Here is a 12,991-nt window from a genome sequence, read left to right as displayed (position 1 = left end):
GCCCGGTCGCACACAAAGCCTGAAGCGGACCACCCAACCCGGGTCGGCCCCTTCAGCGGTATGCGAGGGGTAAGAGCGTGTTGACATGCGCCGTGGCGGGAGGCGCGATCGGCGGTGGTGAGTCCGGTGGGTTCCATCGATCCCCGGCTCCGGACGACCGTTCGGACGTCGAACTGCTCGCCGGACACACCGCAGGCGATCCCTCGGCCTTCGCTGCGCTGGTCCGCCGCCACGAAAGCTACCTGTGGGCGGTCGCGATGCGCACGGCGCGCGATCCCGACGACGCCGCCGACGCCCTGCAGGACGCCCTCTTCAACGCTCACCGTCACGCCTGCCGCTTCCGGGGTGATGCCCAGGTCCGGTCGTGGCTCCACCGCGTCGTCGTCAATGCGTGTTTCGACAGGTTGCGGCGGAACCAGATCCGCCTGGCCGTCGAACTTCCGGAAGACGACGCCCGAGACCTCTCCGATGGCACCGATCCGGCCGACCGGCTCGCCTTCCGGCTCGATGTCGCGGACGCTCTGGCCGCCCTGCCGGCGCATCAACGGGTCGCGATCATCGCCGTGGACGTGGAGGGCTACAGCGTCGCCGACACCGCCGACCATCTCGGGGTCGCGCCCGGCACGGTGAAGAGCCGGTGTGCACGTGGGCGCGCCGAACTCGCGATCATGCTCGGTCATCTCCGAACACGGTGACGAGCCGATCCGACGTCGTCAGCACTCTCGGAGATGACCGAGAGCCTGTGCGAGTCGGAGCCGGCCACGCGAGCAACGGCTCTTGATGGTTCCGACCGGCACACCGAGCCGCTCGGCGGCCTCACTGACCGAGTAGCCCTCCACGTCCACCGCGATGACCGCCGCCCGCTGGTCCGGCGGCAGGGTGTCGAGAGCCCTGCCGATGGAGATCGAGAGGTCGACAGCAGCCATCTGGTCGTGGTCGTCGGCGAGGAGCAGGAGGTCGTACTCCGGGATCGGTACCGTCCGGCGCACACGATTACGGCGGATGCGGTCGAGGCAGGCGTTCACCACGATCCGATGCAGCCAGCTCGTCACCTTGGCGTCGGAACGGAATCGCGATGCCATCCGGTGCGCGTTGAGCAGGGCGTCCTGTAAGGCGTCGGCAGCATCCTCGGGGTTGTTGCTCGTGCGGCAGGCCAGCGACCACAGATACGTGTGGTGCCGTTCGATCAGAGTCGCGAAGGCGTCGGGCTCACCGGCGACATGGGCGCGGAGCAGAGTTTCGTCGCTGCGCGCGTCGACGCTCCCCCGAGTCATGCCGAGAAGGTTAGTGGACACCAACCGTCGTCGGCGCACTGACCTGCACGTTGTCCACAGTTCTGGGGACATCGGAGAGGTTGTGGACGAGTGGATGATTCGCGGTGGTGCACAGTCGGCGAATAGCTGGTTGCTCTCGGTGGAATGCCGGTTGCCGTCGGCGGAAAACCGGTTGCTGTCGGCGAAAAGCTGGTTGCCGTCGGTGGAAAACCGGTTGCCGTCGGCGGGGCAGGCGGTCAGCCCAGCAGGCTCTCGTACGCGGCGATGAACAGTTCTACGCTCACATCGAGGATCGCGTCGAGGTCGAACAGGTCCGGACCGGCGTCGGCCGGCGCGGCGAACTCCCCGTTGGCACTGGTGTACCAATCGACCAGGAGCTGCGTGACCGCGCCGACCAGTCCGATGGCGGCCAGGCGCTGCGTGCGATCGGCCGTCTGCTCCCCCAGCGCCAACGTCAGGATCAGATCGGCCCACCCGTGGATCGCGTTGAGCCGCAAGCGTTCCAGATCGGGATTGACCCCGACGACCTCGACGAGCATCACCCGCGCCCGACGGGCGTCGTCGGCCAGGCACCGGACGAATGCGGTCAACGCCGCCCGTGCGACGTCGGGCGCGTCGGGAGCTGCGACACCGACCGCGCCCACTCCCCCACCATCGGCGACGAAACCGGCTGCGGCGGCGACGGTCGCGGCCCGGGCGAACTCCACACAATCTCCGTAGACCGCGGCCAGCAGTGCGGGCCGGTCGCTGAACGACTCGTAGAAGTAGCGCTGCGTGAGACCGGCGTGTTCACACACCCGCTTCACCGAGGTGTTCGCATAACCGTCGGAGCCGAACAGATCCAATCCGGCGGCGATCAGCTCGACCCGTCGCCGGGCGCGCCGTTCGTCGGCGTCGGCACCGCCGTAGCGACGTCCCTCGGGGGCGCTCATCGGACTCCTCGTCATCGTCGGTGGTCACAGCTGCGAATCTCTTTACACGACTCTATCTGACACGCTATCGTGTCAGAACTACTATCTGACATGTTGACGTGTCAGATCACCTGACGGACCAGCAGGAGAATCGATGTTCGACTTCCTACCGCAGGCGATGCGCGAGCCGACCGTGCTCGCGATCCCGTTCTTCGTCCTCATGGTGGTCCTCGAATGGGTGGCGGCCTGGAAGCTCGAGCACACCGAGACCGACCGTCCGTCTCAACACGGCACGGGCGTTGCGGCGCCGCGCGGTTCGTACAACGCGCGGGATTCGCGGGCCAGCCTCCTGATGGGTCTCGTCTCGATCGCCACAAGTGCGGGATGGAAGGTACTGGCGCTGCTCGCGTATTCGGCGGTCTTCGCCTACCTCGCACCGTGGCGGCTCCCGGCGACCGCCTGGTACACCTGGCTGATCGCCTTCGTCGGGTTGGACTTCCTCTTCTACTGGGAGCACCGGATCGCCCATCGCGTCCGACTGGTCTGGGCCACCCATCAGGCCCATCACTCCAGCGAGTACTTCAATTTCACCACCGCGCTGCGCCAGAAATGGAACAACAGTGCAGGCATCATCATGTGGCTGCCGCTCCCCTTCCTGGGCGTGCCACCCGCCCTGGTGCTCGCGGTCTACTCACTGAATCTGGTCTACCAGTTCTGGATTCACACCGAACACATCGGAAGGCTTTGGGCGCCTGCGGAGTTCGTGTTCAACACGCCGTCCCACCATCGGGTACACCACGGCAGCAACGCCGACTACCTGGACCGCAACTACGGCGGGACCTTCATCATCTGGGACCGGATGTTCCGAACCTTCCGGCCCGAGACCTACCGACCCACCTATGGATTGACCAAACCGATTGACACCTACAACATCTGGCGGTTGCAGACCCACGAATACGGCGCGATCGCGCGGGACGTGCGTGGGGCCACCGGCCTGCGTGCGCGACTGGCCTACGTCTTCGGTCCGCCCGGCTGGCGGCCGGATCGGCAGCCGGAGATCATCGATCGTCGAGAGGGCGCCGCTCGTTCAGCCGGGCAAGCAGTTCGGTGAGCAATGTCAGGCGCGGAGCGTGGTGACCGTGTGGTCGGCGCTGCGAAGCCGTCGGAGCCGAGGTAGGTGACGACTCCGTCAGCCGGCCATCTCGACCTTGCCGATCTTGGCCTGGAAGCCGCCGGCCCCCGGAGGCAACGAGGTGAGCCACACCATCAGGTACGGGCTCTGTTGCGGGTTGGGGATCGTGATGGTGGTGGTCGGTTGGGAGACCGGCCCGGTCGCCACCTCGGTGGTCTGTGCGAGGGTCGGCTGGGCAGTGGGGGAGGTACGCATCGAGACGTTGAACCCCGGCGTCGGAGTCGTGATCGTCACCGACTTCACCGCGTGGGGGCCGCCGAGATCGAACATCAACCCCAGCCCCTGCTTGAGTCCGCCGAAGTCGGCAGACCCGCGGTAACTGTCGGTCTGCCACGGCGGGGCAGCACCGCTGATCACGTTCGGTAGGTTCGACGCGTTGTCCGGCGGCTGACCCGAGAAGTCCACCAACGACACATTCCGGAGTGCGATGGGCCCCGCCGCGGCCGGGGCGGGCGCAGCGGGAGCGGCAGCACTCGGCGAGGGTGGCGCCGACGTGGTGGTCAGGATCGAGTCGATGTCGGTCGATCCGTCGTCGGATCCGAAGAGATTGGTCGCCCACACCACCAGCGCGAGCACGATGAACAGGGTCAGCAATCCGGCGCCCACGAGCAGTGCGACGTTACGGCGGCCGGGTTTCTCGCCCTCGCCGGCGCCGGAGGCGCGATCAGACTTCGATCCCATCGCGACCGGCGCCGCGTCGACGTCGATGGCCGGCAGCATGTCGGTGTTGAGGTCGAGAACGGTGGCCTGGTCGAGGACGTGCTGGACGGTGCCCGCAGTCCGGATGCCGCGACTGCCGTCGAGGGCACGGGCCGCGACGGCGGAGATCTCGAACGGGGTCTCCGGCCGCGCCTCGCGCGGTTCGATCGGCGATCCGTCCTTGCCGGGCGCGGCGATCGGCAGCCCGCCGACCGGTTCGGTGGTGTCGTCGGTGGTCACCAGGGTCGACCCGGTCTCACTGTCGAGCGGCCACCGGGCGAGGAGCAGTGCGTAGAGCACCGCGCCCAATCCGCGCACGTCGGAGGACTTGTCGTCCGGCGTGAGTGTGCCCGGGAACGCCAGCACCGCATTTCCGTCGGTGCTGATGCGGATGCGGTCCGGATGATCGATGGACAGCGTTCCGCCGGATCGGTGGGTGGCCTCCGCGGCGGCGGCGAGCGCCCGGACGGCGCGCGCAGCGCCGATCGGGGACGGGCCGGACTGTGCGACCTCGGTCAGCGACGACCCCGGAACCCATTCGCTGACGACGATGCCGCCGGACGAGCCACGCACCACGTCGAGCACCCGTGCGACACCGGACGACGAGATCTGCCCGAGCCGCAATGTCCGCGACAACACGGCCTGCGGACCCTCGTCGGTCACCTTGGCCGACTCACCGCGCTCCGGCGGAGGTGTGAGTTGCTCGGCGTCGACGAAGGTCAGCGCGACCTCTCGGTCGAGGTTGATGTCGAGCGCCCGCCAGAACTGCAGACCACGGGAACCGCCGTGGTGATCGAGGAGACGATAGCGGCCGCCGGCGACGGCGGCACCGGGCACCAAGCGGGGGCCGCGCGGTCTGGGCCGTTTGACGGGAACCGTGGCATTGTCGGATTTGTCTGTGTCGGAGGACTTCTCGTCCTTCGGCGTGGACCCTGCCGGCGCTGCGTCACCGGAGTCCGGGGAATCCGGGCCCGGCCGGTCCGATTCAGCCGACTTCTCGACCTCGCGTGGTCGCTCCGGCTTCTCGTCGACGGTCACCGAGCTGCCGTCGGAGGCGGGGGCGTCGGGGATGATCTCGGTGTCCTGTGTGGTACCGATCTCGTTGTCACTCAAGCGCCGAGCTCCTCTCCTGCGGTAGCGCATATCGCGGGGCGAATGGACCCGCATCTCGCCGCCATCACGAAGGCGTGCGGCTCCACCGCTGTGAACCGAGTACGACTGCCAGGTGGCGGTGCCCCGGTCGAATCGTCGGAGCACCTGTACTTGACCAGAGTACGGGAGCGACTCGTCCGGAGTGATCCGCGGAAACTGAACCGTGATCGTCGGTGCCGATTCTGTTACCGAACTCGGCGGTGGTGCCAGGGCCGGAATGAAACGACCCAGCATGCGCCGCACCGACATTCCGATCGAAACGACGTCGGGAACCTTGGCCGCGGCAAGTCCGGCGTAGGTCACGCCGAGGACAACGACCGCGGTCACGAGCAGGTAGACGAGCGAACCGAACTTGCCGACCTCGGTGGCGAGATGGTGCAGCCCCGACAGGTTGGCGATCACCCAGACGACGGCCGCGATGCCGATCGAGACACCGAGTGTGATGACCGTCGTGCGGTACACGTCGGTCAGCCGGGCGTTGTTGAGGCGGTTGCGCAGCAGATAGTGACCGACGATGGCACCGACCAGGTATCCCAGTCCGTTCGAGAGTGCGAGCCAGCGCACCACCAACTCGGGATCGGAGAACAGCACCGGCCCGAGATAGGAGGCGGCCACCTTGACGACCGTGATGCCGAGCACCATCACGGTCGGCGTCCAGGCATCCTGGCGCGCATAGAACACGCGCAGCTGGACCAGCGTCATCGAGTAGGGGATCAGGGTGAAAGCGCCCCACGCCAGAACCGAGCCGAGCTGGGAGGCGGTGTCGGCGTCGAACTTGCCGAAGTTGAACACGGCGATGCCGATGGCCGGGCCGAAGAAGGTCATGTAGGCGACCACGGGCACCAGTGCGACCATGGTCAGCCGGGTGGCCAGGGACAGGTCGTCCACGACGGCACGATCGTCGTCGGCGGCGGCGTTGCGCGACAACCTGGGCATGATCGCGGTCAGGATCGTCACGCCCAGCACGCCGTAGGGGAGTTGCAGCAGCTGCCAGTGGGTAGCGTAGACGCTGATACCCGATGCGTCGGCGTGTGCGGCGATGCGGTAGGTGATGACCAGCCCGACCTGCAGGATCGCCACGTAGAGCACGATCGCCAGGGCCATGGTGCCGAAGGTGCGCAGGCGCGCGTCGAGTCCCCACTGGAGCTGTAGACGCACCCCTGCCCGCTTGAGCCACGGCACCAGGACCGACGCCTGGACCACCACACCGAGCGTGGTGCCGATGCCGAGCACCAGGAGCTGCGGATCCGACATCCGGACGGGGTTGAGCGTGATCTCGCCGGGCATCAGGGCGTACAGCACCAGCGTGGCGATCTGGACGACGTTGTTCATCACCGGGGCCCAGGCACCGGGTTTGAAGAACCCCTTCATGTTCAGGATCGCGATGAACAGCGCGGACAGGCCGTAGAACAGGATCTCCGGAAGGAGCAGGTAGGCCAGGGCGGTGGTCAGCGGCCGGTTGACGTCACCGTCGCCGACGTTCAGGAAGGTCAGGAGTGGTGCGGCGATCAGGGCGATGACCGTGGCCGTCCCGAGGGTGACCAGCGTCAGGGTGAAGATGCGGTTGATGAACCCGCGGCCGCCGTCGGCATCCTCGGCCTCGGCACGGACCAGCACCGGGATCACGATCGCGGTGAGCACGGCACCGAGGACGACTTCGGCGATCATGTTCGGCAGCACATAGGCGGCCTGGAATGCCGACGCGATGGCCGGTCCGAGCATCGCCAGCACGAGGACCGTACGGATGAAGCCGGTGATGCGACTGGTGAGGGTGGCCAGAGCGATGGATCCGCTGGTCTTGAGGATGCTCGAGTCGGAATCGCGTGAGAGCCCGGTGGTGGCGGCCGTGCCGGGGCCGGTGTCACGTGCGGGACGCTCGCCGGTGTCGGTGAGCGTGTCGGCCGGGGGCCGAGACGGGATGAACCGCGGCGGCGGCGGCGCCGACTGCCCGGCCGGCGCAGGCCGGGCCGGGGCGGTCCGCGGTGCCGGAGGGCGGGGACCGGATGGGGGCGGACCGGATGCCGGTGGACCGGACGGGGGCGGACCCGACGGGGGCGGACCGGACGGGGGCGAGGCAGGGGGCCGGCCCGCGATGGGTGGCTGATCGGCCACCGGGCCCGTCATCGGCGGCGGGCCGGCGGCGGGAGGTCGCTGCGCGGCCCCACGGGGAGGTATCCGGCGGGGCGACGCGCGGCGCGGTTCGCGTGGTCCTTGGTCGGTCATGGTGTGTCTCGGTCGGTCATGCCCGTCGTCGCGGGCGGTGCCTCATCCTCTGTCTCGGGGTCGGTCTCCGGGTCTGTCTCTGAGTGCAGCATCTCTTGATGCAGGGTACGGCGACGCTCCTGATAGGTGGTGCCGGCAAGCAATCGTTCGTGCTCATCGGGGTCCGGACGGTCATCGTCGGCAGGGTCGGGTTCGCCGCGGAATCGGTGCCAGAGACGGCGCGCGGTCAGCAGCACGAGCGCGGCACCGGCCGCGATGGTGATCCAGAACAGTGGCTTTCCATAGGCGTTGGCGTGCACCGACAGCCGGATGGGCGAGCCGAGGGAGACACCGCTCGAGGTGGACATGCCGATGGTGACGGTGATGGCCTCGGAGCTCTCCGCGCGGGTGGGCAGCTGGATCTGGCGGGTGCCGCGGGCGGGGATCTCGATGACGCCGATGTCGCCGACGTCGAGTTCCTTCGGCGCCGTGACGTTCATGCGCACCCGGATCGGCAACGACAGCTCGTTGCGGACCACCAGCAGCAGGGGACTGCGTTCGGACGCGAGCGTGTACCTCCCACCGGGGTCGAGGATGGTCACGGCGTTGCGCATCCGCTGCAGGGTGCCGCCGGATGCGGTGACGCGGGCCGCACGCTGGGCACGGATGTCGGCCCGCTCGGCGGCGGCGGCCCGGTCGGGGGTCCGGATGGCGCGCAACAGGTCTTCCCGGAGCGGCGCCATGTATCGCTCGGGTGTGGCGGCGACGTCGGCGGACTGCATCAGGGAAGCCTGCAACTGGTACGACAACTCGGCGTTGTCGCGCATCGTCGTCGCGGTCTGGTCGGACACCGCCACACCCAGTGATGCGAGCGACGCGACGCCGGGTGGTCTGACGAGCCGCGCGGTCGATTCGGCACGGTCGAGTCCGCCGACGACGTCGCTGAGCGAGGTGGGTGAGGCCGCGCCGGATTCCAGCAGGAGGGTCGCGGTGGTGAACAACGCGTTGGTGTCGTCGGTGGACGGCGCCCAGTAGGTGGGCGGCATCACGAAGGCGCTGCGCCCGGCGGCGGGTAGTCGGGGCTGCGCCCGCCCGCGCGCGGCGGGTTCGGGCGCGGCGATCGACTGATACGCCAGCGCTGCGACCGCGGCCTGTCGCCTGCCCGCGGCCGACTCCCCGGTAAACGACACTTCTTGGTCGGGCGGTGTCAGCGGGGTCGTCGACGGGGCGGAGCCGAGGCCGGCCAGGGATGCCGAGATCGGCGCATCGGTGGACTGGACCCGCAGGTCGCCGACCCGATACTGGCCGGTGGCACCGGGGCGGGCGGTCGCCACGCTGCTCGTCGACGTGACGGCCTTGCCCACGGATGCCGACTTCAACACGCGTGCGCCGGTCGAGTCGAGCGCCCCGAGCGCCGGAATGGTGATGCCCCGCACGCTGCGCACACCGAGGATGGCATCGACGACGTCGGGTGGCGTCGAGAGGGCGTCCGTGGTGAGTCCGGTGTTGCCGATGCGAGCCAGGGACGTCAGATCGGACTGCGCGAACGGCAACGCCACCACACACATCTGCCCCGCGAGCTGACGCAGCTCGGTCAGCCACTGCACGGCGGCCGCCTGCCCGGAGCCCGTGGTGGTCGACGATGTCGGGTCCATCGGATCGCTCGACACCTCGTATCCGAGCGACATCGACCGGACCGTCACCAGGAGGTCCGGATCGACGGCCAGGCACATGCTCTGTTCGAGTTTGGACGGTTTCCGATCTGCCGAGTCGCCGGTGTCGCCGGAGTTGGTATCAGAGGAATTGTCGTCGCCGGACGGCGGCGCGGCCGACGCGGCGGATTTCGACGCCCCGTTTCCGCTCGTGACGGCCTCGGATCCGGAGGCGGCCGAATCGTTCTCGGCGGACTCGGTCTCGCCAGCCACCGACCGGGCCGCGGCGAGGAGCACGTTGAGCCGGCCGCCGGGCTCGAGGGATCGGGCCAGGTCGTCGCCCACCAGACGGACCTGCTCGGTCTGTCCGCCGAGCACGCCCGGGGTGAGCTGAGGCGGCGCCGCCAGCGGCCAGAGCATCGTGAACCGCGCCGGGCTCGACAGGTTGGCCGAGATCGATCCGTCCGCGCCGAGGTCGGTGTCACGCGGTTCGGGCTGCTCCGCGGCGGAAGTCGAATCGACGTACCCGGCCGCCCGACCCCGATCGGGTGGCAGGGACAGCACGGGCAGGAGGGTGCGCGACTGCGCGAGCTTGGCCGGATTCCCGTAGTCGGGGAGCCCGTTCACGTTCACCTGCAGCGGGAACACCCCGGTGCGGCCGATGTCGAGGCCGCCGTTGCCCGACAGCGGGGCCGTGATGGTGAACGGGATCGACCGACCCGGCGAGAGGTCGTCATGGGAGATGGACCGGAACGGGGTCGCGGCGCTCACCGGGACCGGGGTGACGGCAAGGCTGCTGCGGAGTCCCGCAGCGTCCGCGACGGGATCGCCGCGTTCGAGTCGCACCGACAGGTTGTGCAGCTGACGGTCACCGATGTTCTGGAGGTGCCCCGACACGGTCACCACCGAACCGCCACTGCTGGTGACGAGCGACGGCGTGATGGTGTCGATCGACAGCCGCAGGAAGTCGTCCGGGATCTCGCCGTTCGAGGTGGCCGAGGCATCCGGTGCGGCGGCTGCCGGAGTCGCGGACAGGAGCGCGATCGTCAGGACCGCGAAGATCGCGGCGGAGATCCGGGCGAATCGACGGAGAGGCGCGAGGAACCTGATCACCCGGCGGTCAGGCATCGCCGGCCGGTGGGCGCCGTGGACGCCGCCGGCGCCGACGGGACCGCGACGGGGGTGGCGGTTCGTTACGGCGCTGGTTGCGTGCGGCTGCGGCTCTCTCATAGGCGTTGGGTTCGGTGCGAATGCTCTCGGCCTCGGACTGGGCCAACCGGTTCGGGTCGGCAGCGAGATCGGCGATGACGCCTCGGGCCATCCGGGCCAGTCGCCGCTCGTCAGAGTACGTCAGCTTCCGGGGTAGTTCGGCGAGCGGCACCCATGCCACCTCACTCACCTCGTAATCGGCGTCCGACAGCTCACCGCCGATGCTGCGGAGAAGATAGTGGTGAACGGTCTTGTGGATGCGCCTGCCCTCGCTGACGAACCAGTAGTCGATCTTGCCGAGCGGCGCGACGACGGTGCCGTTGATGCCCGTTTCCTCCGCGACCTCGCGGATCGCGGTCTGCTCGGCGGTCTCCCCGGTCTCGATGTGGCCCTTCGGCAACGACCACATCATTCGGCCGCGCCGGTCCATCCGGCCGATGAGTGCCGCGCAGAGCTCGTCGACCGGGAGATCGAGGTCGGAGATGACCAGCCCGCCGGCCGACGTCTCGCGAACGGTGCGCAGGCGCTCCTGTCCCTGTCCGCGTTCGGGGCGGGTACCGGTCCGCCGGCGGTTCTTGGTCTTGCCGGCGGTCGTGGTGCCGTCGGAGGCGACCGCATGCGTGAGGCCGGTCTTGGTGATCTTGGCGGTGACCGCGACCAGATCCGATGGTTTCGGTGGGGAGACCCTGGTGTGGGTCGGGTGCAGCTCGTCGTCGTCGCCGACGAGCCGCTCGGGATCGGTCGGACGCTTCGGCATCGGGCCGGGCTTGGGCGCGTCACGGCGCTCGACGGGACGCGGCGGCGGGTCGTCGGGGGCGCAGTGTGGCGTGGCGGTGCCCGACGGTGTCACCGATGGTCGGCGTCCGCGTCGTCGGCGTCCGCGCCGCCCCCGACGCGCCTGTCCGGGGCTCGTCTCCTCCGGCGTGGCCGCGGCGGCCGGGCTCGATGCGTTGCCGTGCGAGGCGCGGGCCAGATCTGCGGGGGTCACACGCCGGGCGGAACCGGTGTCCGGCCGGCCCGACGTGGTGTTGTGCGTCACATCGCCGGGACCGTGACCACCCGCGGTGACGTCGGAGGAGACGTCAGAGGGGTCGGTGGACGGATCGGCGGACACGCTCTCGATGCTAGCCGTTGGTCACCTGCTGTTTGCCCGGATGGCCCCGTGGGCGGTGTGTGGGCGGCGGCGTGGCGACCGGTCATGACCGGGAGGCCCGCCGACGGGTTTGTGGCCGCCCGACGTCGCAGCGGTAGGCTGGCATGCCGTGACAGAGCCCGAACGCCGTACCCGTCTGCTGGCATCAGCGGCCGTCACGTTGCAGAGCCTCTCCGACGTCCTGGTGCCGCTCGGCGCGGCGTTCGCAGCGGCGGGCCACGAGTTGTACCTGGTCGGCGGGTCCGTCCGGGATGCGGTGCTCGGCAGGCTCTCGGGTGACCTCGACTTCACCACCGATGCGAGGCCCGAGCAGGTCTCGGCGTTGATGGCCGATTGGGCCGACGCCCAGTGGGACACCGGTATCGAGTTCGGCACGATCAGTGCGCGCAAGGGCGCCCACATGGTCGAGATCACGACATTCCGGTCCGATGCGTATGACCGGGTCGGGCGAAAACCCGAGGTGGTCTTCGGGAAATCGCTCGCCGACGACCTGGTGCGCCGTGACTTCACCATCAACGCGATGGCGGTCCGGGTCGGGGCGGACGGTCCGGCCGAGTTCTGCGACCCTCTCGACGGGATGACCGCTCTGCTCGCCGGGATCATCGACACCCCGGCGACCCCGCAGGAGTCCTTCGACGACGACCCGCTGCGAATGCTGCGGGCGATCCGATTCGTCTCGCAGCTCGGTTTCCGGGTTGCGCCCCGGGTGTCCGAAGCGATCACCGAGATGTCGGCGCAGATCGACCGGATCACCGCGGAACGTGTCCGTACCGAATTGGACAAGATGATTCTCGGTGCACATCCGCTGGAGGCCATCGACCTGATGGTGGACACCGGCCTGGGCGAGCGCGTGCTCCCGGAGGTGCCGGGGATGAAGCTCACCATCGACGAACACCACCAGCACAAGGACGTCTACCAGCACTCGTTGACCGTGCTGCGGCAGGCGATCGACCTCGAGGAGGGCGATCCCGATCTGGTGCTGCGTTGGGCAGCCCTGCTCCACGACATCGGGAAGCCGGCCACCCGGCGCCATGAGCCCGGCGGCGGGGTGAGTTTCCATCACCACGAGGTGGTCGGCGCCAAACTCGTCCGTCGGCGGATGCGGGCGCTGAAGTATCCCAAGGCGGTCGTCGAGGACGTGTCGAACCTGGTGTTCCTGCACCTGCGGTTCCACGGCTACGGCGACGGCAGCTGGACGGACTCGGCGGTCCGTCGCTATGTCAGCGATGCCGGGCCGCTCCTGGATCGTCTGCACAAACTCGTCCGGGCCGACTGCACCACTCGGAACAAGCGCCGCGCGCGACGGCTGCAGGAGAACTACGACCATCTGGAACGGCGGATCGCCGATCTCAAGGCCGCCGAGGATCTCGACCGGGTACGACCGGACCTCGACGGCAACGCCATCATGGAACTGCTCGGCCTGCCTCCGGGCCCGAAGGTAGGAGAGGCATGGCGTTACCTGAAGGAGCTGCGGCTCGACCGCGGACCCCTCTCGTATGACGAGGCCGTGGAGGCACTGCGGGAGTGGTGGAGCGAGCAGGGTTAGC

At 68.9% G+C, this 12,991-nt stretch carries 8 protein-coding genes; 3 read left to right on the top strand and 5 right to left on the bottom strand.

The features are described from left to right. Window positions 1–107 precede the first annotated feature (107 nt). Window positions 108–695, top strand: a complete 588-nt coding sequence (gene sigM, locus ACPXCG_RS17165) for an RNA polymerase sigma factor SigM (RefSeq protein WP_425793482.1) — start codon at window positions 108–110, stop codon at window positions 693–695. A gap of 18 nt (window positions 696–713) precedes the next feature. On the opposite strand, the gene sigM (ACPXCG_RS17160) is transcribed toward sigM (ACPXCG_RS17165), so the two are convergent. Together sigM (ACPXCG_RS17160) and ACPXCG_RS17155 are read right to left on the bottom strand one after the other, a co-directional pair. Further along, window positions 714–1,274 carry an RNA polymerase sigma factor SigM gene (gene sigM, locus ACPXCG_RS17160; RefSeq protein ID WP_425793208.1) on the bottom strand — a complete coding sequence of 187 codons (561 nt, stop codon included), beginning with the start codon at window positions 1,272–1,274 and terminating at the stop codon, window positions 714–716. A gap of 236 nt (window positions 1,275–1,510) precedes the next feature. Next, on the bottom strand, window positions 1,511–2,206 hold the full coding sequence (locus ACPXCG_RS17155) for a TetR/AcrR family transcriptional regulator (protein ID WP_425793207.1): 696 nt from the start codon (window positions 2,204–2,206) through the stop codon (window positions 1,511–1,513). A 133-nt stretch (window positions 2,207–2,339) separates the two neighbouring features. Between ACPXCG_RS17155 and ACPXCG_RS17150 the strand changes: the two genes are divergently transcribed. Beyond that, window positions 2,340–3,296 (top strand): sterol desaturase family protein, encoded by a 957-nt coding sequence (locus ACPXCG_RS17150; protein WP_425793206.1) that lies wholly within the window; start codon window positions 2,340–2,342, stop codon window positions 3,294–3,296. A 78-nt stretch (window positions 3,297–3,374) separates the two neighbouring features. On the opposite strand, the gene murJ is transcribed toward ACPXCG_RS17150, so the two are convergent. The 3 genes from murJ to ACPXCG_RS17135 are packed head-to-tail and all read right to left on the bottom strand — an operon-like array spanning window position 3,375 to window position 11,405. Beyond that, complete coding sequence (gene murJ / locus ACPXCG_RS17145; protein WP_425793204.1) at window positions 3,375–7,451, bottom strand: murein biosynthesis integral membrane protein MurJ; 4,077 nt, start codon at window positions 7,449–7,451, stop codon at window positions 3,375–3,377. Then, window positions 7,448–10,210: a DUF6049 family protein gene (locus tag ACPXCG_RS17140; RefSeq protein ID WP_425793203.1), complete on the bottom strand. Its 2,763-nt coding sequence runs from the start codon at window positions 10,208–10,210 to the stop codon at window positions 7,448–7,450. Before ACPXCG_RS17140 ends, murJ begins: the two co-directional genes overlap by 4 nt. Next, window positions 10,203–11,405 (bottom strand): NUDIX domain-containing protein, encoded by a 1,203-nt coding sequence (locus ACPXCG_RS17135; protein WP_425793202.1) that lies wholly within the window; start codon window positions 11,403–11,405, stop codon window positions 10,203–10,205. Before ACPXCG_RS17135 ends, ACPXCG_RS17140 begins: the two co-directional genes overlap by 8 nt. A 148-nt stretch (window positions 11,406–11,553) precedes the next feature. Here ACPXCG_RS17135 and ACPXCG_RS17130 point away from each other — a divergent pair, with 148 nt between their 5' ends. Further along, window positions 11,554–12,990 carry a CCA tRNA nucleotidyltransferase gene (locus ACPXCG_RS17130; RefSeq protein ID WP_425793200.1) on the top strand — a complete coding sequence of 479 codons (1,437 nt, stop codon included), beginning with the start codon at window positions 11,554–11,556 and terminating at the stop codon, window positions 12,988–12,990. The last annotated feature ends 1 nt before the right edge of the window (window position 12,991 follow it).

Source organism: Gordonia sp. DT218, assembly GCF_049847105.1.
Lineage (GTDB): Bacteria > Actinomycetota > Actinomycetes > Mycobacteriales > Mycobacteriaceae > Gordonia.
The sequence above is the reverse complement of the archived record's forward strand: the minus strand, read 5'-3'. Positions and strand labels throughout refer to the sequence as shown.